General features: G+C 69.8%; 23 protein-coding genes, 1 tRNA gene and 1 riboswitch. Of the genes, 10 read left to right on the top strand and 14 right to left on the bottom strand.

The features are described 5' to 3' along the window. Positions 1-376: 376 nt before the first annotated feature. A complete protein-coding gene (locus OHS70_RS23485; protein WP_443062644.1) occupies positions 377-2,665 on the top strand; it encodes a transglycosylase domain-containing protein in 2,289 nt (762 codons plus the stop codon). Here the strand turns inward: OHS70_RS23485 and OHS70_RS23480 are convergent. The 3 genes from OHS70_RS23480 to OHS70_RS23470 form a co-directional block, all read right to left on the bottom strand. Continuing rightward, entirely contained in the window at positions 2,659-2,979 is a 321-nt protein-coding gene (locus OHS70_RS23480) for a DMT family transporter (RefSeq protein WP_328400175.1), read from the bottom strand. The genes OHS70_RS23485 and OHS70_RS23480 overlap by 7 nt on opposite strands. Before the next feature lie 31 nt (positions 2,980-3,010). Beyond that, positions 3,011-3,079: riboswitch (guanidine-III (ykkC-III) riboswitch) on the bottom strand. A gap of 74 nt (positions 3,080-3,153) precedes the next feature. Then, entirely contained in the window at positions 3,154-3,510 is a 357-nt protein-coding gene (locus tag OHS70_RS23475) for a GroES family chaperonin (protein WP_328400173.1), read from the bottom strand. Positions 3,511-3,556: 46 nt separating this feature from the next. Then, entirely contained in the window at positions 3,557-3,874 is a 318-nt protein-coding gene (locus OHS70_RS23470) for a DUF3618 domain-containing protein (protein ID WP_328400171.1), read from the bottom strand. Between the two features lie 134 nt (positions 3,875-4,008). On the opposite strand from OHS70_RS23470, the gene bcp reads away from it, so the two are divergent. From bcp to OHS70_RS23450, 4 genes are all read left to right on the top strand, one after another. Then, the gene (bcp, locus tag OHS70_RS23465; protein WP_328400169.1) at positions 4,009-4,476 is read left to right on the top strand and encodes a thioredoxin-dependent thiol peroxidase; all 468 of its coding nucleotides are present in this window, start codon (positions 4,009-4,011) and stop codon (positions 4,474-4,476) included. Between the two features lie 129 nt (positions 4,477-4,605). Further along, a complete protein-coding gene (locus OHS70_RS23460; protein ID WP_328400168.1) occupies positions 4,606-5,232 on the top strand; it encodes an HNH endonuclease signature motif containing protein in 627 nt (208 codons plus the stop codon). Then, a complete protein-coding gene (locus OHS70_RS23455) occupies positions 5,229-6,065 on the top strand; it encodes an HNH endonuclease (RefSeq protein ID WP_328400167.1) in 837 nt (278 codons plus the stop codon). Before OHS70_RS23460 ends, OHS70_RS23455 begins: the two co-directional genes overlap by 4 nt. Before the next feature lie 26 nt (positions 6,066-6,091). Next, positions 6,092-6,167: transfer RNA gene (locus OHS70_RS23450), tRNA-Leu, on the top strand. Between the two features lie 52 nt (positions 6,168-6,219). On the opposite strand, the gene rdgB is transcribed toward OHS70_RS23450, so the two are convergent. The 4 genes from rdgB to OHS70_RS23430 all read right to left on the bottom strand — a co-directional run bounded on the left by rdgB (position 6,220) and on the right by OHS70_RS23430 (position 8,403). Further along, positions 6,220-6,822: an RdgB/HAM1 family non-canonical purine NTP pyrophosphatase gene (gene rdgB, locus OHS70_RS23445; protein WP_328400165.1), complete on the bottom strand. Its 603-nt coding sequence runs from the start codon at positions 6,820-6,822 to the stop codon at positions 6,220-6,222. Positions 6,823-6,842: 20 nt separating this feature from the next. After that, entirely contained in the window at positions 6,843-7,226 is a 384-nt protein-coding gene (locus OHS70_RS23440; RefSeq protein ID WP_328400163.1) for a hypothetical protein, read from the bottom strand. A gap of 103 nt (positions 7,227-7,329) precedes the next feature. After that, positions 7,330-8,070: a ribonuclease PH gene (gene rph / locus OHS70_RS23435; protein ID WP_328400161.1), complete on the bottom strand. Its 741-nt coding sequence runs from the start codon at positions 8,068-8,070 to the stop codon at positions 7,330-7,332. A gap of 99 nt (positions 8,071-8,169) precedes the next feature. Continuing rightward, the gene (locus tag OHS70_RS23430; RefSeq protein ID WP_328400159.1) at positions 8,170-8,403 is read right to left on the bottom strand and encodes a PTS glucose/sucrose transporter subunit IIB; all 234 of its coding nucleotides are present in this window, start codon (positions 8,401-8,403) and stop codon (positions 8,170-8,172) included. A 228-nt stretch (positions 8,404-8,631) separates the two neighbouring features. Between OHS70_RS23430 and OHS70_RS23425 the strand changes: the two genes are divergently transcribed. Together OHS70_RS23425 and OHS70_RS23420 are read left to right on the top strand one after the other, a co-directional pair. After that, complete coding sequence (locus tag OHS70_RS23425; protein ID WP_328400157.1) at positions 8,632-9,894, top strand: PTS transporter subunit EIIC; 1,263 nt, start codon at positions 8,632-8,634, stop codon at positions 9,892-9,894. A 297-nt stretch (positions 9,895-10,191) separates the two neighbouring features. Then, the gene (locus tag OHS70_RS23420) at positions 10,192-11,451 is read left to right on the top strand and encodes a PTS transporter subunit EIIC (RefSeq protein WP_328400156.1); all 1,260 of its coding nucleotides are present in this window, start codon (positions 10,192-10,194) and stop codon (positions 11,449-11,451) included. 81 nt (positions 11,452-11,532) lie between these two features. Here OHS70_RS23420 and OHS70_RS23415 read toward each other — a convergent pair whose 3' ends face one another. Then, positions 11,533-12,285: an MBL fold metallo-hydrolase gene (locus OHS70_RS23415; protein WP_328400155.1), complete on the bottom strand. Its 753-nt coding sequence runs from the start codon at positions 12,283-12,285 to the stop codon at positions 11,533-11,535. 231 nt (positions 12,286-12,516) lie between these two features. Between OHS70_RS23415 and OHS70_RS23410 the strand changes: the two genes are divergently transcribed. Beyond that, the gene (locus tag OHS70_RS23410) at positions 12,517-12,978 is read left to right on the top strand and encodes a type II toxin-antitoxin system PemK/MazF family toxin (protein ID WP_328400154.1); all 462 of its coding nucleotides are present in this window, start codon (positions 12,517-12,519) and stop codon (positions 12,976-12,978) included. Between the two features lie 705 nt (positions 12,979-13,683). On the opposite strand, the gene OHS70_RS23405 is transcribed toward OHS70_RS23410, so the two are convergent. From OHS70_RS23405 to OHS70_RS23385, 5 genes are all read right to left on the bottom strand, one after another. Further along, entirely contained in the window at positions 13,684-14,634 is a 951-nt protein-coding gene (locus tag OHS70_RS23405) for a PLP-dependent cysteine synthase family protein (protein ID WP_328400152.1), read from the bottom strand. Beyond that, a complete protein-coding gene (locus tag OHS70_RS23400) occupies positions 14,634-14,912 on the bottom strand; it encodes a MoaD/ThiS family protein (protein WP_328400150.1) in 279 nt (92 codons plus the stop codon). The genes OHS70_RS23405 and OHS70_RS23400 overlap by 1 nt, the downstream gene beginning before the upstream one ends. A gap of 95 nt (positions 14,913-15,007) precedes the next feature. Continuing rightward, positions 15,008-15,124 (bottom strand): putative leader peptide, encoded by a 117-nt coding sequence (locus OHS70_RS23395; protein WP_328400148.1) that lies wholly within the window; start codon positions 15,122-15,124, stop codon positions 15,008-15,010. Positions 15,125-15,404: 280 nt separating this feature from the next. After that, entirely contained in the window at positions 15,405-15,827 is a 423-nt protein-coding gene (locus tag OHS70_RS23390; protein ID WP_328400146.1) for a M67 family metallopeptidase, read from the bottom strand. 62 nt (positions 15,828-15,889) lie between these two features. After that, positions 15,890-16,549, bottom strand: coding sequence for a TetR/AcrR family transcriptional regulator (locus OHS70_RS23385; RefSeq protein WP_328400144.1), 660 nt, complete (start codon positions 16,547-16,549; stop codon positions 15,890-15,892). 105 nt (positions 16,550-16,654) lie between these two features. Between OHS70_RS23385 and OHS70_RS23380 the strand changes: the two genes are divergently transcribed. Then, a complete protein-coding gene (locus OHS70_RS23380) occupies positions 16,655-18,889 on the top strand; it encodes an MMPL family transporter (protein ID WP_328400142.1) in 2,235 nt (744 codons plus the stop codon). After that, a complete protein-coding gene (locus OHS70_RS23375) occupies positions 18,886-19,611 on the top strand; it encodes an LmeA family phospholipid-binding protein (protein WP_328400140.1) in 726 nt (241 codons plus the stop codon). Before OHS70_RS23380 ends, OHS70_RS23375 begins: the two co-directional genes overlap by 4 nt. Before the next feature lie 58 nt (positions 19,612-19,669). On the opposite strand, the gene OHS70_RS23370 is transcribed toward OHS70_RS23375, so the two are convergent. Continuing rightward, positions 19,670-21,112, bottom strand: a complete 1,443-nt coding sequence (locus tag OHS70_RS23370) for an amino acid permease (RefSeq protein ID WP_328400138.1) — start codon at positions 21,110-21,112, stop codon at positions 19,670-19,672. Positions 21,113-21,346 lie beyond the last annotated feature (234 nt).

The following is a 21,346-nucleotide window of genomic DNA, read 5'->3' as shown; positions in this document are numbered from 1 at the left end:
CCTCCCCACAGAGCCCGCACCGGCCCTCCCTGCTGAGGTTGCCTCAGCCTCCCCGCCAGAGCCCGCACCGGCCCTCCCGACGGAACCGGCCCCGGCCCTCCCCACAGAGCCCGCACCGGCCCTCCCTGCTGAGGTTGCCTCAGCCTCCCCGCCAGAGTCCGCCCCTGCCCTCCCGACGGAGCCGGCACCGGCCCTCCCCACAGAGCCCGCACCGGCCCTCCCCACAGAGCCCGCACCGGCCCTCCCGATGGAGCCGGCCCCGGCCCTCCCCGCAGGGCACGCCCCGGCGCTCCTGACCGCGGGGAGCGCCGACAGCAAGCCCGGCAAAACACGCCGCCGACGCACCGGATGGCGCCGTGTCATCCCCACCTGGCGCATGGTCGTCGGAGCATTCCTGCTCGTCACGCTCATGCTCATGGGCGGATTCGCCGCCGGCTACCTCCTCGTCGACATCCCGCCCGCCAACGCCGCCGCCACCGCTCAGTCCAACGTCTACCTCTACAAGGACGGCACCCAGATCGCCCGCGACGGCGACGTCAACCGCGAGAACGTCCCCCTCGCCCGGATCCCCCGGCACGTGCAGCAGGCCGTACTGGCCGCCGAGGACCGGGACTTCCACTCCAAACAGGCGGTCGACCCCCAGGCCATGGTCCGTGCCGCCTGGAACACCCTGCGCGGCAAAGGCAGACAGTCCGGCTCCACCATCACCCAGCAGTACGTCAAGAACTACTACCTCGGCCAGGAACAGACCCTCACCCGAAAGGCCAAGGAGTTCTTCATCGCACTGAAACTCAGCCGCGAGCAGAGCACCTACGACATCCTCGAGGGCTACCTCAACACCAGCTACTTCGGACGCAACGCCTACGGCATCCAGGCCGCCGCCCAGGCCTACTACGGACGGGACGTCGACGACCTCGACACCGCGCAAGGCGCCTACCTCGCCTCACTGCTCAACGCACCCAGCGCGTACGACATCGCCACCCGCCCCGAGAACCGGCGCGCCGCGCTCGCCCGCTGGAACTACGTCCTCGACGGCATGGTCAAGGAGAAGTGGCTCTCCCCCGCCGCCCGCGACCGGCTGACCTTCGCGATGCCGCACAGGGTCAGGCCCTCCACCGGCCTCGCCGGCCAGCGCGGCTACATCGTGCAGGCCGTCGAGTACTACCTCACCCACAACAAGATCATCGACGAGAAGACCCTGGCCGCCGGCGGCTACCGGATCACCACCACACTCGAGCCCCGCAAGCAGGACGCGTTCGCCCGGGCGGTCAAGGACCACATCACCTCGAAACTCGACCGCCGCCGTCGCGCGGTCGACCGCAACGTCCGCGTCGGCGGCGCCTCCATCGACCCGGCCACCGGCAAGGTCGTCGCCATGTACGGCGGCATCGACTACACCAAGCAGTACGTCAACAACGCCACCCGCCGCGACTACCAGGTCGGCTCCACCTTCAAACCGTTCGTCTTCACCGCGGCCGTCGAGCACCGCGCCACGACCCAGGACGGCCGGCCCATCACCCCCCGCACCGTCTACGACGGCCGCAACATGCGCCCCGTCCAGGGCTGGAGCGGCGAGCGGTACGCCCCCGAGAACTCGGACAACACCTCCTACGGCCCCATCACCGTCAGCTCCGCCACCAACTCGTCCGTCAACGCGGTGTACGCCCAGATGGCTGTGGACGTCGGCCCCCTGCTCGTCGAACAGACCGCGATCGGCCTCGGGATCCCCCGCAACACGCCCGACCTCACCCCCGCCCCCTCCATCGCACTCGGCACCGCCACCGCGAGCGTGCTCGACATGACCGTGGCCTACGCGACCCTCGCCAACCACGGCCTGTTCGGCACGTACACACTCGTCGAGAAGATCTCCAGGAACGGCACCGACATCGCGCTGCCGCGGCGGAGCAGCCGGCGCGTCGTCTCCCGCGAGGCCGCCGACACCACCACCGCCATGCTCCGCAGCGTCGTCGCCAGCGGATCCGGCACCGCGGCCCGGGCCGCCGGCCGCCCGGCGGCGGGCAAGACCGGCACCGCGGAGGAGGACAAGGCCGCCTGGTTCGCCGGCTACACCCCCGACCTCGCCACTGTGGTCGCCGTGATGGGCCAGGACCCGGACACCGGCGTGCAGACACCGCTGTACGGGGCACTCGGCCTGCGGCGTCTTGGCGGCGGGGACGCACCGGCGCAGATCTGGGGACAGTTCATGGCCGCGGCACTGAAGAAGACAGCGGTCCGGGACTTCGATCTGAAGCTCGCTGCCGGCGCGGAGAACACCGGGCCGCCGATCATGCAGGCGGGACCGCCGCACCCGTCCGGGGCCCGGAAGTCTCCGAGCCCGACCCAGGGCGCGACGAACGGCGGGCCTCAGGGCGGCACCACCCCCGGCCCCACCACCGGCGGCCCCGGTCTCCCCAGCGGTACTGGAAACCCCAGCGGTACTGGAAACCCCAGCGTTCCCGGCCACCCCGGCAGCCCGACCGCCGGCGGTCCCGGCAACCCCATCGGGTCCGGCGCACCCGGGAGCCCGCAGGCCCCGCCCGGCACACCCGCGGACGGCACCAGCGGCGCGCCGGGACTACCCGGTTTCAGCCCGGGCGCACCCGTCGAAACCCTCACCCCCACGGCCCCGCCCGCCCCCGGCCCCACCACCGGCGGACCTCAGTGACCCGACGTAGCCTTCAACCCCACCACGGCGACCAGCAGCAGACACACGAAGAAGATCCGGGCGGCCGTGACGGGCTCGCTCAGCACGACCATGCCGACCACCGCCGCACCGGCCGCGCCGATACCCACCCACACGCCGTACGCCGTACCGATCGGCAGGGACTTCGCCGCATGCGACAGCAGCACCATGCTGGCCACGATGCCGAGACCGGTGAACACGCTCGGCCAGAGCCTGGTGAACCCGTCGGTGAACTTCATACCGATCGACCAGCCGACCTCGAGCAGACCGGCGACAACAAGCAGAACCCAGGCCACGACAGCACCTCCGAGACGCAGAACCACCAGGGATGCGTCGTCTTTGCCTGCCCGGTACGGCGCGTCTCGTCGGGGTCCTCCAACCTAGCAAAAGGATGACGAAAGGGCCGGTGACCCCGGTCACCGGCCCCTGCTGCGTACGACTGCGCGGCTGCGGATCGCGCCCGCGGACACCTACAGATACAGCCCCGTGGAGTCCTCCGACCCCTGGAAGCGGTCCGCGGCCACCGCATGCAGATCACGCTCCCGCATCAGCACGTACGCAACGCCGCGCACCTCGACCTCGGCCCGGTCCTCGGGGTCGTACAGCACCCGGTCCCCCGGCTCCACCGTCCGTACGTTCTGCCCGACAGCGACCACCCCGGCCCACGCCAGCCGCCGCCCGACCGCAGCCGTGGCCGGAATGACGATGCCGCCGCTGGAACGCCGCTCGCCCTCCGGGATGTCGGTCCGCACGAGCACACGGTCGTGCAGCATCCGGATGGGCAGCTTGTCGTGCTGCGTGCTGTGTTCATGGCTTTTCGCGCTCACGCGGGCAACCTACCTGTCCCACGGCAATCCGTACGCCCCAGGGTCGTCAGCCGCGCCGTCGCGCCGACATCGCCAGCAGCCCCACCAGACCGACCGCCACCAGCGCGACCGGCACCAACCGCTCCAGCCGCGGCGCGCCGTCGTCGCGCACGAACTGGGCCTTCACATCCGACATCGTCCGGTTCACCGCGACGAACGCGCGCCCGGCCGTCTGGTCCACGCTCGAGGCGATCCTGGCCTTGGCATCACCGATGACCGTCTTCGGGTGCATCCGAACGCCGATCTCGTCAAGCATCTCGGCGAGCATCTCGCGCCTGCGGACGATGTCCGCCTCGATCTGCGCAGGGGTCCTGGCATCCGACACCGCGCTGCCTCCGTGGTCGATTCCGGTAGTCCTTCCTCGACAGTCTGTCAGCTCGGCCGCGCCCGCACCCCACGGCACCCCTATTACGCTCGACGGCGTACATCCGCACGCCTCCCACGCCCCCGAGGAGAACCATGAGCGAGCGACTCCAGCCCGGCGACACCGCCCCCGACTTCACCCTGCCCGACGCGGACGGCAACGAGGTCTCGCTCGCGTCCCACAAGGGTCGCAAGGTGATCGTCTACTTCTACCCGGCGGCGCTGACTCCCGGCTGCACGAAGCAGGCCTGCGACTTCACGGACAATCTGGAGCTGCTGGCGGGCGCGGGCTACGACGTGATCGGAGTGTCCCCCGACAAACCGGAGAAGCTGGCGAAGTTCCGCGAGAAGGAGAGCCTGAAGGTCACGCTGGTCGGCGACCCTTCGAAGGAAGTGCTGACGGCGTACGGCGCGTTCGGCGAGAAGAAGCTGTACGGCAAGACGGTGACGGGCGTGATCCGCTCGACGGTGGTGGTGGACGAGGAGGGCAAGGTCGAACGCGCGCTGTACAACGTGAAGGCGACCGGCCATGTCGCCAAGATCATCAAGGACTTCGGGATCTGAACGCCTGCCCCGCTGCGGCCCGCCCCACGGAAGCGGGGCGGGCCGCTCCGTTTTTCGGACGTGACTGTCCGACTATCGGTTCGTTACTCCGTACGAGGCTGCGAACGCGCGGCCGGGACGGAGGGGACGATGCCGGTGAAGTACACCCGTGAGCTGCTCACCGAGGCGGCCCGCGGCGCGCAGGATTGGGGTGAGGCAGTGCGCTGGTGCGGCGGCACGCCCACCCCGGGAAGCCAGCGCTACCTGCGTCAGCGCATGTCGGAGCTCGGCATAGACACGTCGCATTTTCGAACCGCGCGGGTGCGCCACACCGAGGAGCGGCTACGCGCGGCTGTCGCCCAGTCGACAAGCTTCAAGGAAGTCGTACGCCGCCTCGGGATCAGCCCGGTGGGCGGCAACCAAGCACACATCAGCCGCCGTATCACCGCCCTCGGGATCGACACGTCCCACTTCGTGACCGTGCGGCCGGGGCGCCCCGAAGGCTCACACGGCGAAATTCTGACGCTGCGCTCCCCGGAGAGCGGCAGGGTTCCGGGGAGTCGTCTGCGCCGCGAACTTCTGCGGACGGGGCTCTTGGAAATGTGTGCGATGTGCGGGGTCGGTACCGAGTGGAACGGAAAGCCACTGCGACTCGAAGTCGATCACCGCAACGGCGACTGGTGGGACAACCGGCCGGAGAACCTCCAGCTGCTTTGTCCCAACTGCCACGCCGTGACGGACACTTACCGCGGACGGAAGCGAAGGTCCAGGGCATGAGCGGCAAGTATCCCCGCGATCTGCTGGCCAGGACCGCAGTCGTGTCCACCAGCCTCGTCGATCTGATGCGCAGAGTCGGCGCTCCCATGGGCAGCATTCCGCGCCGGTATCTGCGTGGCCGGCTGGAGAAGTACGGGATCGACACCTCCCACTTCATCGACGAGCCGCTACCCCCGCGCGAGCGCCGCGCTTATCCGAGAGCGCTGCTCGCGGAAGCGGCAGCCCACTCATGCAGCATCCGAGAGGTGCTGGAGTACCTGGGACTGCGGCCGGATGACAGTCCGTACAGCCACGTCCGCAAGAAGCTGGACCAATTCGGCATCGACACCTCGCACTTCACCCACGGCTGGGGACTTGGCGCGGGCATCCTGCCCCGTGAGGAGCTGGCGTCGGCCGTCGAAGCGTCCGCAAGTCTGGCCGGCGTCCTCAGGCTCCTGCGGCGGACCGACAACGGTGCATCCCGCCAGCTCGTGAAGCGGAGCATCGAAGCTCACGGCCTGTCCGTCGCCCACTTCACGGGGCAGGCTCACCATCGGGGCGTCCCTTCCCCGTTCCGGAAGTCCGCCACCGACGTGCTGCAACGACTGGAAACCGGCTCGCCGCGGACAAAGACGGCCATGCTCCGGCGGGCGCTGGACGACCTCGGCGTTCGCCACGTCTGCGCCAAGTGCGGCACCGGGGATGTCTGGCAGGGCAGAAGACTCGTACTCGAGATCGATCACATCAATGGCGATCGCCTCGACAACCGGCGCGAGAATCTGCGCTACCTCTGCCCGTCGTGTCACAGCCAGACGGGAACGTTCTCGAACCGATCTCGGCGCACAGCCGCCTGAGCATGCCCAGTACAGTAGGCAGCCGCGGGTCCGTACCCCAGCTGGCCAAGAGGGCGCCGGTTTAGGTCCGGTGTGTCGTGGGTTCGAGTCCCACCGGGCCCACGCGCAACGGGCGCGGTACCTGTCGGTGCCGCGCCCGTCGATGTACCAGGCGTCAGCCCAGCAGTTCCCGCACCACCGGCACCAGCGCCCGGAACGCCTTCCCCCGGTGGCTGATCGCGTTCTTCTCCGCCGGCGTCAGTTCCGCGCACGTGCGCGTCTCGCCCTCCGGCTGGAGGATCGGGTCGTAGCCGAAGCCGCCCGTGCCCACGGGGGCGTGGCGCAAGGTGCCCTGGAGGCGGCCCTCGACCACGCGTTCCGTGCCGTCGGGGAGCGCCAGGGCCGCCGCGCAGGCGAAGTGGGCGCCCCGGTGGATCTCGGCGATGTCCGAGAGCTGGGCGAGCAGCAGTTCCAGGTTGGCCCGGTCGTTGCCGTGGCTGCCTGCCCAGCGGGCGGAGAAGATGCCGGGTGCGCCGCCGAGGACGTCGACGCAGAGGCCCGAGTCGTCGGCTACGGCGGGCAGGCCGGTGGCGCGGGCGAGGGCGTGGGCCTTGAGGAGTGCGTTCTCGGCGAAGGTGACGCCGGTTTCCTTGACGTCGGCGATGTCGGGGTAGGCGTCCGCGCCGACGAGGTCATGGGTGAGACCTGCGTCGGCGAGGATGGCCTTGAGTTCGGTGATCTTCCCGGCGTTGCGGGTGGCGAGGATCAGGCGCGTCATGTGCCCAGTATCTACGGGTGTTACGGGGTGCAGACCTTGCCGATCTCGGTGGCGGCGTCGGTGATCGGCGAGATGTCGGGTGTGCTGTCGCCGTTTTCGATGGACTTGCGGACGTTGTCGACGCCCTTGTTCAGGTCGTCGACGGCCTTGCTGAGGTCGGCGTTGTCGGTCTTGTCGCCGAGGCTGTCGAGTTCCTTGTCGATGTCGTCGAGGGCTTCCTGGGCCTTGGTGGGGTCGTCCGTGGCGGTGGAAACGGCGTCCTGGAGCTTGCTGACGCTGGTGGCGATCGCGTCCGCGGTGGCCACGCAGTCGAGTGCCTTGTCGAGGGCGCCGCAGCCTGCGGCTGCGGGCACGACGAGTACGGCGGTGGCGAGCGTGAGGGCTATGCGACGGCGCGCAGACATGGAACGGTCCTCCCCTGTTACGGACGGGCGCACGGCTTTGCCCGTGCGCCCGTGACTCTAACGACGCCCGTCAGGGCGTTCTTGGTTGCCTCTTTACCCGGCCTTACCCGGCCTGCCCGGTGGCGCCGAGTGCGTCGCGCTGGAGGGCGGCGAGGTCGGCGCAGCCTCCGGTGGCGAGGTCGAGGAGGGCGTTGAGTTCCTTGCGGTCGAAGGGCTCGGCCTCGGCGGTGCCCTGGACCTCGACGAAGCGGCCGTCGCCGGTGCAGACGACGTTCATGTCTGTCTCGGCGCGTACGTCCTCCTCGTAGCAGAGGTCGAGGAGGGGGGTGCCGTCGACGATCCCGACGCTGACGGCGGCGACGGTGCCGGTGAGGGGCTTGCGGCCGGCCTTGACGAGTTTCTTGCCCTGGGCCCAGGTGATGGCGTCGGCGAGCGCGACGTAGGCGCCGGTGATGGCGGCGGTGCGGGTGCCGCCGTCGGCCTGGAGGACGTCGCAGTCGAGGACGATGGTGTTCTCGCCGAGTGCCTTGTAGTCGATGACGGCGCGCAGGGAGCGGCCGATGAGGCGGCTGATCTCGTGGGTGCGGCCGCCGATCTTGCCGCGTACGGATTCTCGGTCGCCCCGGGTGTTGGTGGAGCGCGGCAGCATGGAGTACTCGCTGGTGACCCAGCCTTCGCCGCTGCCCTTGCGCCAGCGGGGGACGCCTTCGGTGAAGGAGGCGGTGCAGAAGACCTTGGTGTCACCGAAGGAGATGAGGACGGAGCCCTCTGCGTGCTTGCTCCATCCGCGGTCGATGGTGACGGGGCGGAGCTGGTCGGGGGTGCGGCCGTCGATACGAGACATGCTCCCGAGCCTATCGGCAGATGGGTGAGGGGCCGTTCCGGGTGGAAGGCCCCTCGGGTCGAGCTCAGTGCTGGGCGCGGTGGGAGCTCACATCGCGTGTCACATCATGTCTTCGATGTCGGCTGCGATGGGGTCGGCGTCGGTGCCGATGACGACCTGGATCGCGGTGCCCATCTTGACGACGCCATGGGCGCCGGCGGCCTTGAGGGCGGCTTCGTCGACCTTGGTGGGGTCGAGGACTTCGGTGCGGAGGCGGGTGATGCAGCCTTCGATCTCTTCGATGTTGTCGATTCCGCCGAGCCCGGCGACGATCTTCTCAGCCTTGCTGGCCATGTGTCTCTCCCTGCGTTCAAGAGCGCTGAGCGCTGTATCGGCCCACATAGGTCCGTTTCGTCACGGTAACGCACGGTTGGCCCATCTTCCCGGGCGCGTAACCATCTCGTACCGAAAGATGACGATCACCAGTGCCCTGTCGCGCGACCGGGCCTCGGGACCGTACCGCAACTGGTCTACACCAGTCTGCAACTCCTGCCAAACCAGTCCCGTTCCGGGAGGACTCCGATGAGCACCGAGAGCGCTGCCGCGCCCCGACCGAAGCGGCGGCAGGGTCTCTTCCAGGGGCTGCAGAAGGTCGGCCGGAGCCTGATGCTTCCCGTGGCCGTCCTCCCGGCGGCAGGTCTGCTGGTCAGCCTGGGCCGACTCCTCGAGGCTTCTCTCCACGGCGACTTCTGGGACAGGACGTCCGAGGTGCTCATCAAGGGCGGCACCGGCATCCTCGACGGCAGCCTCGGACTGCCGCTGCTCTTCTGCATCGGTGTCGCGATCGGCTTCGCGAAAAAGGCCGACGGCTCGACCGCACTCGCCGCCGTTGCGGGCTTTCTCGTCTACTACAACGTGCTCAAGGCGTTCCCGGTCGGCGGTACGGAGACCAAAGCACTCCCGGACGGCATCCCGCAGAATCCGGGCGTGCTCGGGGGCATCACGATCGGCCTGCTCACCGCCGTCATCTGGCAGCGCTACCACCGCACCAAGCTGGTGGACTGGCTCGGCTTCTTCAACGGACGCCGGCTCGTCCCGATCATCATGGCGTTCGTCTGCTGCGTGCTGGGCGTGGTGTTCGGACTGCTGTGGGAGCCGGTGGGGGACGCGCTGACATGGTTCTCCAAGCAGCTGATCGGCCTCGGCGCATGGGGTGCGGGCCTGTTCGGTGTCGCCAACCGGCTGCTGCTCCCCGTCGGCATGCACCACTTCCTGAACATCTTCGTCTGGCTCCAGGCAGGTGAGTTCACCACGCCGGACGGCACCGTGGTGCAGGGCGACCTGACGCGCTTCTTCGCCGAGGATCCGAACGCGGGGCAATTCATGTCCGACTTCTTCCCGATCATGATGTTCGGCCTGCCGGCTGCCGCACTCGCGATGACGCACTGCGCCCGCCCCGAACACCGCAAGCGGGTCGGCGGCCTGATGTTCTCGGTGGCACTCACCTCCTTCGTCACCGGCGTGACCGAGCCGATCGAGTTCTCCTTCATGTTCGTGGCACCGCTGCTGTACGGGATGCACGCGCTGCTCACCGGCGCATCGATGGCCATCACCTGGGCCCTCGGCGTGCATGCGGGCTTCACTTTCTCGGCAGGGCTGATCGACTACGTCGTCAACTGGCACCTGGATACGAAGCCGTGGCTGATCATCCCGATCGGTGCGTGTTTCGCGGTGGTCTATTACGTGCTCTTCCGGTTCGCGATCACGGTCTTCGACATTCCGACGCCGGGGCGGGGGCCGGAGGAGCTCGAGGAGGAACTGGAGCGGGACTCGACCAAGGCGTAGAGCGCGGAGCGGCGCCGCGGGCGGGTCCTCCGGCCCTGTCCCGGCATGCACTGAAGGCCCCGGACCTCATGGTCCGGGGCCTTCTTCCGCATTGGCCCGGAATTGAGCCGCGCCTGCGGGCTGCATCCGAGAAATTCGAAGGTTCCTTATCCAAGTCTCACGTGCTACAACTGGTCTACACCTCTGAATGGTGTAGACCACGCGGTCCAGACCAATCACCGCGTTCCCCTTTGAAGGTCGCCGCCCACCCCCGTTTTCCCCTGTCCCCTGGCGGCGCCTTGTCCACTGGAGGAAGTTATGAGTACGGCTACCGCGGCCCTGCCCGCAAAGAAGTGGGGATCAGGCCTGTTCCAGGGCCTGCAGAAGGTGGGTCGAAGCCTTCAGCTGCCCATCGCCGTCCTGCCCGCCGCGGGCATCCTGCTGCGCCTTGGCCAGCCCGACGTCTTCGGTGCCGACGGCCTCGGCTGGGACAAGGTCGCATCGGTGTTCGCCACCGCCGGTGACGCCGTCTTCGCCAACCTGCCCCTGCTCTTCTGCATCGGTGTGGCCATCGGCTTCGCCAAGAAGTCCGACGGCTCCACGGCCCTGGCCGCACTGGTCGGCTTCCTGGTCTACAAGAACGTCCTCACCGCGTTCCCGGTCACCGAAGCCGTGGTCAACACGAGCGGGAACAAGGGTGTGGATGTCGCCGCGACGTACAACAACCCGGGTGTCCTCGGCGGCATCGTGGTGGGTCTGCTCGCTGCGGTGCTGTGGCAGCGCTTCCACCGGACCAAGCTGGTGGACTGGCTCGGCTTCTTCAACGGCCGCCGGCTCGTTCCGATCATCATGGCGTTCGTCGGGGTGGTCGTGGGTGTCTTCTTCGGTCTGGTCTGGGAGCCGATCGGCGAGGTCATCTCCAGCTTCGGCGAGTGGATGACCGGGCTGGGCGCGGCGGGCGCCGGCCTGTTCGGTGCCATCAACCGTGCGCTGATCCCGATCGGCATGCACCAGTTCGTGAACACCGTCGCCTGGTTCCAGATAGGTGACTTCACGAACGCGGCCGGCGAGGTCGTCCACGGCGACCTGAACCGCTTCTTCGCCGGTGACCCGGAAGCCGGGCTGTTCATGTCGGGCTTCTTCCCGATCATGATGTTCGGCCTGCCGGCCGCGGCCCTGGCCATCGCGCACACCGCTCGTCCCGATCGCCGCAAGGCCGTGACCGGCATGATGATCTCGCTCGCGCTGACCTCGTTCGTCACCGGTGTGACCGAGCCGATCGAGTTCTCCTTCATGTTCATCGCGCCGCTGCTGTACGCGATCCACGCCGTGCTGACCGCCGTTTCGATGGCTGTCACCTGGGCGCTGGGGGTTCATGCGGGCTTCACGTTCTCCGCCGGCCTGATCGACCTGGGCCTCGGCTGGAACAAGGCCACCCAACCCTGGATGATCATCCCGATCGGACTGGCCTTCGCGGCGATCTACTACGTGCTCTTCCGCTTCGCGATCACCAAGTTCAATCTGCCGACCCCGGGCCGCGAGCCCGATGACGAGGTCGAGGACCTCACGAAGGCGTAGCCGTTGCCACCGTATGAAGCCCGAAGCCCCCGCCTTTCATGCAGGCGGGGGCTTCGGCGGTTGTCCCGGGGAGCGCGAGCGCTAGATCTCGTACACCGCGCCCGCGGTCGCGACCTCGGTCGGGCCTTCGTACACCGCGCGGGCGTCGGCCAGGGTCTGCTCGGCGTCCGTCCACGGCGGGATGTGGGTCAGCACCAGCCGGCCGACGTTCGCCCGGCGGGCGTGCGCTCCGGCCTCGCGGCCGTTGAGGTGGAGGTCCGGGATGTCCTCCTTGCCGTGCGTGAAGGAGGCCTCGCACAGGAACAGGTCCGTGCCGTCGGCGAGTTCGTGCAGCGCCTCGCAGACTCCGGTGTCGCCGGAGTACGTCAGCGACCTGCCGGCGTGCTCCACGCGGATGCCGTAGGCCTCGACAGGGTGGGCCACCTTCTCCGTGCGCACGGTGAACGGGCCGATGTCGAACGTGCCGGCCTTCAGTGTGTGGAAGTCGAACACCTCGCTCATCGAGGCGGCGGAAGGGGTGTCCGCGTATGCAGTGGTCAGGCGCTGTTCGGTGCCCTCGGGGCCGTACACCGGGAGGGGAGCGCAGCGGCCGCCGTCCTGGCGGTAGTAGCGGGCGACGAAGTACCCGCACATGTCGATGCAGTGGTCCGCGTGGAGGTGGCTGAGGAAAATGGCGTCGAGGTCGTAGAGACCGCAGTGGCGCTGCAACTCGCCCAGGGCTCCGTTGCCCATGTCGAGGAGCAGCCGGAAGCCGTCGGCCTCTACGAGGTAGCTCGAGCAGGCCGATTCCGCGGACGGGAACGACCCCGAGCAGCCGACGACGGTGAGCTTCATGGAGCTTGAACCTCCGTTGACGGGGAGGGCTGGGGAAGGTCGTGCGGTGCGTCGAGCGTAAGGCGCGAAAGGGCTGGTCGCTCCTCCGGAGCGCGGCGTTGTGGGACAACTCACCCTTGCCCCGGACGTGGTTTACCAGGGCCACGGCCGCTTGGCGGCGGGTGGCTTCCCCGGGAGGGCCCCGGGCCTGGTGGAAGGGCGGGGGCATGTGGGCGACGGTACCGTCTGGGTATGGATACGTCCTGGTGGCTCGCGGTGGCCGCCGTGGTCGTGCTGGCGCTGGTCGCCGCGGTGATGGACGGCCGCGGGCGCGCTGCTCGCCGGCCAGGTGGGCGTGTACGTCCGCCGGGGCGGCCGGGTGAGCGGGCACGCAGGCCGAAGACGGGGCCGGTGCCGGGTGAGATCTGGTGGGCGGAGGTGCCCTACGAGGACCGGCCGGGCGCGAAGGACAGGCCGTGTCTGGTGCTCGCGGTACGAGGCGACAAGGCGCTGGTCGCCAAGATCACCAGCCGGTATCACGACGAGCGCCCGGGTGTGATCGCGCTGCCGCCGGGGACGGTGGGCGATGCGGAGGGACGGCCGAGCTTCCTGGAGACGGACGAGCTGCGGGATGTGCGGGTGTGGGAGTTCCGGCGCCGCGTGGGAGTGATGGATCCGACGGTCTGGGACCAGGTGCGCCACCTGGCCCGTTGACGGGTTGGCCCGGTCCCGGGGGCGATCTGGGCAGGGGCCGTTGGTGGTTGCTGTTCGGTGGTGGTTTCCACGGGGCAGGCCCTCGTGCGGGGCGGCCCTGTGCCTGCCCGTGGCGGCTGTCCGGATACAAGGCGGCCTGTGGCCCGCGGGGAAGGTCACCACGGGGACGGGGACCATCCGACGCCCGCGACACAGGCGCCGCCCACGCCACGCCACACACCGGGCCCGGGAAGGACGAGCCCCAGGCAACGTCAGACCGGCCCCGAGAAAACCCACCACCGGACAACAACCACCAACGCCCCCTGGCACAGACAAGCCCCCCAGGCAACTCCGCGCCCGGCGGCCCGGGGACGGCAACGCCGCGCCCGGCCCCGGGAAACCACCACCGCACAACAACCCTCAACGCCCCGGCGCAGACCGCCCAGAAAACGTCACGGCACAGACCGGGCCCGGAAAGGACGAGCAGGCAGCGTCAGACCGGCCCCGAGGAAACCCACCACCGAACAGCAACCACCAACGCCCCCTGGCACAGACAAGCCCCCCGGGCAACGCCGCACCCGGCCCCGGGTGAACCCACCACCGGACAGCAACCACCAGCGCCCCCGGCACAGACAAGCCCCGGGCAACGCCGCACCCGGCCCCGGGTGAACCCACCACCGGACAGCAACCACCAGCGCCCCTGGCACAGACAAGCCCCGGGCAACGTCAGGCCCAGAGTTGACCTTGCAGAGTCTCGATCGCCGCCTCCGTCGTCTCAGCCGTGTAGACGCCCGTCGACAGGTACTTCCAGCCGCCGTCGGCCACCACGAACACGATGTCCGCGGACTCGCCCGCCTTCACGGCCTTGTTGCCGACGCCGATCGCCGCGTGGAGCGCCGCGCCTGTCGAGACGCCCGCGAAGATGCCCTCCTGCTGGAGAAGTTCCCGGGTGCGGGTGACCGCGTCCGCGGAGCCCACGGAGAAGCGGGTGGTCAGCACCGAGGCGTCGTACAGCTCGGGGACGAAGCCCTCGTCCAGGTTGCGCAGCCCGTAGACCAGGTCGTCGTAGCGCGGCTCGGCGGCGACGATCTTGATGTCGGGCTTCTGCTCGCGCAGGTAGCGGCCGACGCCCATCAGCGTGCCCGTGGTGCCGAGACCGGCCACGAAGTGTGTGACGGAGGGCAGGTCGGCGAGGATCTCCGGGCCGGTGGTGGCGTAGTGGGCGCCCGCGTTGTCCGGGTTGCCGTACTGGTAGAGCATCACCCAGCTCGGGTTCTGCCCGGCGAGCTCCTTGGCGACGCGCACCGCCGTGTTGGAGCCGCCGGCCGCCGGGGAGGAGATGATCTCCGCTCCCCACATGGCGAGCAGGTCGCGGCGTTCCTGGGAGGTGTTCTCCGGCATGACGCAGACGATGCGGTAGCCCTTGAGCTTCGCGGCCATGGCCAGGGAGATGCCCGTGTTTCCGCTGGTGGGCTCGAGGATGGTGCAGCCCGGCGTCAGCCGGCCGTCCTTCTCCGCCTGCTCGACCATGTGGAGCGCGGGGCGGTCCTTGATCGAGCCGGTCGGGTTGCGGTCCTCGAGCTTGGCCCAGATCCGGACGTCGTCCGAGGGGGACAGTCGCGGGAGCCGGACCAGCGGGGTGTTGCCGACCGCCGCCAGCGGGGAGTCGTAACGCATCAGTGCATTCCGCCGGCCACGGCCGGGAGGATGGTGACGCTGTCGCCGTCGGCGAGCTTGGTGGAGATGCCGTCGAGGAAGCGGACGTCCTCGTCGTTGAGGTAGACGTTCACGAAGCGGCGCAGCTGGTCGCCGTCGACGATGCGCTCCTGGATGCCGGTGTGGCGGGACTCGAGGTCGGCGAACAGCTCGGCAAGGGTGTCTCCGGTGCCCTCGACGGCCTTGGCGCCGCCGGTGTAGGTGCGGAGGATGGTCGGGATGCGGACCTCGATGGCCATGACGTGGGCTCCTGTCGGAAAGGGTGGCGTCGGTGCGCGCGGCTCTGGCCCCCGCGCGAGGGGGTGGTGCGGGCAGTGCGCCGGGGACTGACGGGTCAGGCCGCGGCGTGGGCCGTACACATCGCGCTGGCGAGGCGGCACAGATCGACGTGCAGGCGCGCCACGAGCAGCACGGTGCTCGGCGTCTTGTCGCTCACGTCGTGGAAAACCATGCGGTCATCGTATCGATTCCCGGTCCGTGCTCCGGAATGTGATCTCGCATACCGGACGCACTCTGCTCAGGATGCGGGCAGGGGGTGGCGGGTGACCGAAGATCTGCGGGCCTCAGGACGGCCGGTGACCTCGGCTTCGACCTCCCGCACGTCGGGCTGCGGCTCGGGGTGAGTACTTCTTCCGGAGTGCCGGGGTGATGCTCCGGCCGCACCTGGGCGCATGCGGCCGGCCGCATCACTCGAGCCGCCGGCGGAGGTGGGTGCACCTTGCCGGCGGGGATCAGTACGCCTCGACGACCTTGACCTCTTCTTCGGTGATCTCGCCGTCCACGATGCGGAACGAGCGGAACTGGAAGGGGCCCTCGCCGTCGGTGTCGGCGGTGGAGACCAGGACGTAGTGCGCTCCGGGCTCGTTGGCGTAGCTGACGTCGGTGCGCGACGGATAAGCCTGGGTCGCGGTGTGCGAGTGGTAGATGATCACCGGCTCTTCGTCGCGGTCGTCCAGCTCCCGGTAGAGCTTGAGCAGGTCGCCCGAGTCGAACTCGTAGAACGTGGGCGAGCGGGCGGCGTTCAGCATCGGGATGAAGCGCTCGGGGCGGCCGCTGCCCTCGGGTCCTGCGACCACGCCGCAGGCCTCGTCGGGGTGGTCTGCGCGGGCGTGCGCCACGATCTGGTCGTAGAGGGCCTGGGTGATGGTCAGCATGCTGACGAGAATAGGCGGCTCGTCCGTGCTTCTGAGATCCGGGGACCAGCCGGTGAGACTGCTCATGAGGCCGGCGAGGGCGGGTCGGTGGCGGCGAGCAGGGCGTGCACGGTGGTGTCCATCGCGCGGCGGGCCGCCCCGGTGTCCAGGCCGACGCTGCGCCAGTGGTACCAGGCGCCCCATGTGGTGGCCGCGTCCAGCCCGTTGAGCAGGTCCGTTCTACGCTCCTCGGGCACCCGGTCGAGCTCCAGGGCGAAGACCTCGGCCAGTCGGCCACGAGCGAAGTCCTGGACCTGCCGGGTGGCCTCCTCGACGCGCTCGGACGGCTGCTCCCGGCGCAGGATCGCCAGCCGGGCCGGGGTCATCCACTCCAGGATCCGGGCGCGCTGTTCGGTGAGCGCCGCCACCCGTGCCGTACGCGGGCCGTCGGTCGGCAGCGGCTTGATCTGCGCGATCAGCTGCTCCAGCCGCCGTGTGATCGCGGTGTCCACCAGCTGGTCCATGTCGGCGAAGTGATGGAACACCAGGCGCCGGGAGACACCTGCGCGCTCGGCGACCCGGTCCGCCGGGAATTGCGACTCGCCCTCGTCGAGCAGAGCCAGCAGGGCGTCGGCGATCTTCTGCCGGGTCTGCCGCCCGCGCTCGGTACGGCCGTCCGGAGCGCGCTCCGCGGCAGGGCCCTGCGCGCTGTGTGCCGGCCGTCGGACGGGCTGCTTCTCCACGGTGTGCCTCCCCGGTCTTCCCGTTGACATTGTTGCACTCACGATGCAACGGTTTCGATTGCACGCCGAGTGCAATGAGTTCCGTACGAGAGGGCTGCATTCCTCATGCTCCTGTCCGTCGGGCGCTGGTGCGCCCGCAGACCCAAGCGCACCGTGGCCGCGTGGCTGCTGCTGCTCACCACCCTGGCCGTCGCGGTGGGCGCGTTCGGGAAGGTCACCACCGAGGCCGTCACCATCCCCGGCAGCGACAGCCAGGCGGCGCGTGACGCCGGCGAGGCGTTCGCCGACGCGGCCTCCGGCCGGCAGCCCGTCGTCCTGTACGCGCCCGCCGGCGAGGCACCCCTCACCTCGGCCGCACAGCGGCAGGCGGTCGAGCGGGCGGCACAGGCCATCGCGGAGCTGGACCATGTCGTGGCCGTCGCCACGCCCTACGATCCGGCGGGCGGGACCGCGCTCAGCTCCGACGGACGCACCGGCAGCATCTCGGTCGAACTCGACCTCACCGGGCGGGACATCACCCCCGGGATCACCCAGGGCATCGTCGACGCGGCCGCTCCGGCCGCCGAGGCCGGCATCGAGGTCACCGCCGGAGGCGATCTCGCGGCGGCCGCGGACAAGGGCTCCACCGGCCACAGTGAGGTCATCGGGCTCGCGGCCGCCTTCGTGATCCTCGCGGTGGGCTTCGGCACTCTCGTCGCGGCCGGGGTGCCTCTGCTCACCGGCGCGCTCGCACTCGCCGTCTCGCTCTGTGCGATCGGCCTGGTGGGGCACCTCGTCGACATGCCGGACTCGGGCACCACGATCGCGGCGATGATCGGTCTCGGCGTGGGCATCGACTACACCCTGTTCTGCCTGACCCGCTTCCGTGAGCTGTCGGCAGCGGGCGTGGGCACCGTGGACGCGGCCGCGCGCACCATGGCCGGTTCCGGCAGGGCCGTGGTCTTCGCGGGCTGCGCGGTCATCGCCGCGCTCGCCGGTCTCGCTCTGGGAGGGCTGCCGTTGCTCCACGCCCTGGCGCTCGCGCCGGGCATCGCCGTACTCGTCGCCGTGGCGGCCACGCTGACCCTGCTGCCGGCCGTGCTGGCGCTGCTCGGGCCGAGACTCACTCCGAAGGGCACCCCGCGGGGGCCGGCGGGTCCAGGCAGCGACGCCGCTGCCCGCCCTCGTGGCTGGGGCCGCATCGCCGCGTACGTCGCCGCCCGGCCGTGGCGCTGCCTGGCGGCCGGTCTGGTGCTGACCGGCGTACTGGCCGCGCCCGCCGTCCAGTTGACCTTCGGCCAGCTGGACGCGGGCGACAGGCCCGTGGGGACGGCGAGCCGTACCGCGTACGACAGGCTGACCGCGGCCTTCGGACCTGGTGCAAGCGGACCGCTCCAGGTCACCGACACCCTTCCCTCCCCGGCGGCCGCCCCGGACGACACCCGGATCGCGGCGGTCACCGCCGCCCTGCGGGCCGCCCCCGGCGTGGCCGCGGCCGGACCGGTCGAGCTGAGTCCCGACGGCAGCCACGCGCGCTGGCAGGTCACCCCGGCCACCGCGCCCGGGGACCCCGCCACCGCCGATCTCGTGCACCGGCTGCGGGACGACACGCTGCCCGAGGCCACCGCCGGCAGCGGTCAGGTGACCCATGTCGGCGGCCCCACGGCCGCCCAGGCCGACCTCAACGAGCGTCTGGCCCGGCGGATGCCGCTGGTGGTCGGTTTCGTCCTCGCCGTCGCGGGACTGCTGCTCCTTGTGGCCTTCCGCTCCCCCGTCGTCGCCGTGAAGGCCGCGGTGATGAACCTGGTGTCGGTCGCCGCCGCCTACGGGGTGCTCACCGCGGTCTTCCAGTGGGGCTGGGGTGCGCCCCTGATCGGCCTGGAAGGGCCCGTACCGATACCCGGCTACGTCCCGCTGCTGATGTTCGCCGTGCTGTTCGGGCTCTCGACGGACTACGAGGTGTTCCTGCTCAGCGCCGTCCGGGCGGCCTACGTGCGCGACGGCGACAACCGGCGGTCGGTGATCAGCGGGCTGGCCGGGACCGGGCGGATCATCACCTCCGCCGCGCTGATCATGGTCAGCGTCTTTCTGAGCTATCTGCTGTCCGACGATCCCGTGGTGAAGATGTTCGGCATCGGCCTTGCCACGGCCGTGGCTCTGGACGCGACGGTCGTCCGCGGCATTCTCGTCCCGTCCACGATGGTCCTGCTCGGCCGGGCCAACTGGTGGCTGCCCGTATGGCTGGACCGGCTCTTGCCGCACCTGGACATCGAGGACGACGGCCACGGTCCGGCGCCGGCCGCGCCCGCGCCCGACGCGGCTGCGGGCAGCGCCCTGGCGAGCAGCGGCGGTGCGTCATGAACCGCACCCTCGCAATGAAGCGCACACTCGCGCGCCTGCGCGGGCGGCGGCTGTGGACCGTGCTGGGGCTGAGCACGGTGTTCGCCGCGCTGCCTGTGGCCGACCGGGTCGCCGCGGCTCGCGCCGAGGCAAGGCTCGCGGACCGGATCGCGCACCGGCAGAGCGCGGTGGTCGGCACCCCGCAGGTGCGGATCGACGCGTTTCCGTTTCTGCTGAGCGCGGCCGAGGGGACCTTCTCCAGGGTCGAGGTACGGGCGGACGCCGTCACCGGCGAAGGACGGCCGGTACAGGCGGCAATAGAGCTGCGCGACGTCCGTGAGGAGGCGGGTGGGTACACGGCGGCGCGCGCGGACGCGCGGTTCACCGCGCCCTTCGGATCGCTCGTCACCGGCCTCGGCCCGGACGCGTCGCTGTCCGCGGCCGGCTCCCGGCAGGTGCGGATGGACCGCGTGGTCCTCGGTCTGCCGCTGTCCGTCACGGCCGAACTCCGGCTCGCCGGACGCACCGTCACGATGGTCCCGGTCGCCGCGTCGTTCGCCGGCCGGCAGATCGACCCGGCCGACCCGCGTGTCGCCCAGGTCTTCGCGGGCCGGGAGCGTGCCGTGCCGGAACTGCCCGCCGGTCTCGGTCCGACGGATGTCTCGGTCACCGGCGCGGGCGTGACGCTGCACGCCCGCGGGGACGACGTCCGGCTCAACCGGGACCCTTCCGGGGCCGTGTGAGCCGGACACGCGGGCCGGATCATGCCGGGCGGACGGGCCCGGCATGATCCGGCGGCGCTCAGCGGCCGACGGTGTCCGTCTTGGGCTTGTCCTCGGCGTTCTTCCTGCTCTTCCTCTTCAGAGCGAGGTAGCCGACGCCCGTGATCAGCGCCCACACCGGAACTCCCGGCCACAGCGCGGTCCGCGCGCCCTCGTCCATGCCCATCATCACGATGACCATGCCGATGAAGGCCAGCGCGAACCAGCTGGTGAAGGGGGCACCCGGCGCCTTGAAGGTCGACTGGGGCAGCTCGCCGCGGTTGGCCTTCGCCCGGTAGCGGATCTGGCAGACCAGGATCATGATCCAGGCCCACATTCCGGAGATGGTCGCGAAGGAGACGACCTTCTCGAACGCCTCGCCCGGCCACTGGTAGTTGATCCAGACACCGAACATCATCAGCAGGGCCGAGAAGGTGGTGCCGATGAGCGGCGTGCCGCTCTTGGTCAGGCGGGTGAACAGCTTCGGGCCCTGGCCGTTGAGCGCGAGGTCGCGCAGCATGCGGCCGGTGGAGTACATGCCCGAGTTGCAGGACGACAGGGCGGCGGTGAGCACCACGAAGTTGACGATGCCGGCGCCGACGGCGAGGCCCATCTTGTCGAAGGCGGCGACGAACGGCGATACGCCCGGCTCGAAGTTGGTCCAGGAGACCACCGAGAGGATCATGATCAGCGCGCCGACGTAGAAGACGGCGATACGCCACGGGACGGTGTTGATCGCCTTGGGCAGGGTCTTCTCCGGGTCCTTGGACTCGCCGGCGGTGACGCCGACCAGCTCGACCGCGAGGAAGGCGAACATCACGATCTGCAGGGTCATCAGGGTGCCGCCGATGCCCTTGGGGAAGAAGCCGCCGTCGGCCCACAGGTGGGTGACGGACGCGGTGTCACCGGCGTCGGAGAAGCCGAGGGTGAGGATGCCGAGGCAGATCAGGATCATGCCGATGATGGCGGTGACCTTGACCATCGAGAACCAGAACTCGAGCTCGCCGAAGAGCTTCACGGAGATCAGGTTGGCGCCGTAGAGGACGATCGTGAAGATCAGCGCGGAGACCCACTGCGGGATGTCGAACCAGTACGTCATGTACTGGGCGGCCGCGGTGACTTCGGTCATTCCGGTGACGACCCAGAACAGCCAGTACGTCCAGCCGGTGACGAAGCCCGCGAAGGGCCCGACGAACTCTCGCGCGTACTCGGAGAAGGACCCCGAGACGGGGCGGTACATGAGCAGTTCGCCCAGGGCCCGCATGATGAAGAAGATGACCAGGCCCGCGATGGCGTAGGCCAGGATGAGGCTCGGTCCGGCCATCGAGATGGCCTTGCCCGCGCCGAGGAAGAGGCCGGTGCCGATGGCACCGCCGATCGCGATCATCTGGATCTGCCGGGCTCCCAGTCCTCGCTGGTAGCCCTCGTCCGCGCCCGCGGCCTCTTTGCTGTCGTTGTGCTGGTCGACCTGCATTGAGGTCATGGTGATGCGCCTTTCTCCATGCTGATCCGCGCCCGCTGCGTAGCGTGGCCGCGGACCAGGTCCTGATCCCCCCGGATGTGGATGGAGTGCCGCCGGCGGTCTGCCGGCCCAAGCGCCCCCGGGCACATGGGTGGCGTCCCCGGGCGGTCGTGAAGATCTATCACGCCCGAAATGCTGATCCACTTGGACGGATGTGGCCCACGTCACAGGAAGAAGCGGACAAAACAATCGCGA

This window comes from Streptomyces sp. NBC_00390, assembly GCF_036057275.1.
Taxonomy (GTDB): Bacteria; Actinomycetota; Actinomycetes; order Streptomycetales; family Streptomycetaceae; genus Streptomyces.
Note: the sequence above shows the minus strand (reverse complement) of the source record. Positions and strands in the feature narration are given on the sequence as shown.

Bases quoted from the DNA above. Each gene is read 5' to 3' on its own strand.
- OHS70_RS23485 (WP_443062644.1), top strand. From the start codon at position 377: ATGGTCGTCGGAGCATTCCTGCTCGTCACGCTCATGCTCATGGGCGGA.
- bcp (WP_328400169.1), top strand. From the start codon at position 4,009: ATGAGCGAGCGACTCCAGCCCGGCGACACCGCCCCCGACTTCACCCTG.
- OHS70_RS23460 (WP_328400168.1), top strand. From the start codon at position 4,606: ATGCCGGTGAAGTACACCCGTGAGCTGCTCACCGAGGCGGCCCGCGGC.
- OHS70_RS23455 (WP_328400167.1), top strand. From the start codon at position 5,229: ATGAGCGGCAAGTATCCCCGCGATCTGCTGGCCAGGACCGCAGTCGTG.
- rdgB (WP_328400165.1), bottom strand. From the start codon at position 6,822: ATGACGCGCCTGATCCTCGCCACCCGCAACGCCGGGAAGATCACCGAA.
- OHS70_RS23440 (WP_328400163.1), bottom strand. From the start codon at position 7,226: ATGTCTGCGCGCCGTCGCATAGCCCTCACGCTCGCCACCGCCGTACTC.
- rph (WP_328400161.1), bottom strand. From the start codon at position 8,070: ATGTCTCGTATCGACGGCCGCACCCCCGACCAGCTCCGCCCCGTCACC.
- OHS70_RS23430 (WP_328400159.1), bottom strand. From the start codon at position 8,403: ATGGCCAGCAAGGCTGAGAAGATCGTCGCCGGGCTCGGCGGAATCGAC.
- OHS70_RS23425 (WP_328400157.1), top strand. From the start codon at position 8,632: ATGAGCACCGAGAGCGCTGCCGCGCCCCGACCGAAGCGGCGGCAGGGT.
- OHS70_RS23420 (WP_328400156.1), top strand. From the start codon at position 10,192: ATGAGTACGGCTACCGCGGCCCTGCCCGCAAAGAAGTGGGGATCAGGC.
- OHS70_RS23415 (WP_328400155.1), bottom strand. From the start codon at position 12,285: ATGAAGCTCACCGTCGTCGGCTGCTCGGGGTCGTTCCCGTCCGCGGAA.
- OHS70_RS23410 (WP_328400154.1), top strand. From the start codon at position 12,517: ATGGATACGTCCTGGTGGCTCGCGGTGGCCGCCGTGGTCGTGCTGGCG.
- OHS70_RS23405 (WP_328400152.1), bottom strand. From the start codon at position 14,634: ATGCGTTACGACTCCCCGCTGGCGGCGGTCGGCAACACCCCGCTGGTC.
- OHS70_RS23400 (WP_328400150.1), bottom strand. From the start codon at position 14,912: ATGGCCATCGAGGTCCGCATCCCGACCATCCTCCGCACCTACACCGGC.
- OHS70_RS23395 (WP_328400148.1), bottom strand. From the start codon at position 15,124: ATGGTTTTCCACGACGTGAGCGACAAGACGCCGAGCACCGTGCTGCTC.
- OHS70_RS23390 (WP_328400146.1), bottom strand. From the start codon at position 15,827: ATGCTGACCATCACCCAGGCCCTCTACGACCAGATCGTGGCGCACGCC.
- OHS70_RS23380 (WP_328400142.1), top strand. From the start codon at position 16,655: ATGCTCCTGTCCGTCGGGCGCTGGTGCGCCCGCAGACCCAAGCGCACC.
- OHS70_RS23375 (WP_328400140.1), top strand. From the start codon at position 18,886: ATGAACCGCACCCTCGCAATGAAGCGCACACTCGCGCGCCTGCGCGGG.
- OHS70_RS23370 (WP_328400138.1), bottom strand. From the start codon at position 21,112: ATGACCTCAATGCAGGTCGACCAGCACAACGACAGCAAAGAGGCCGCG.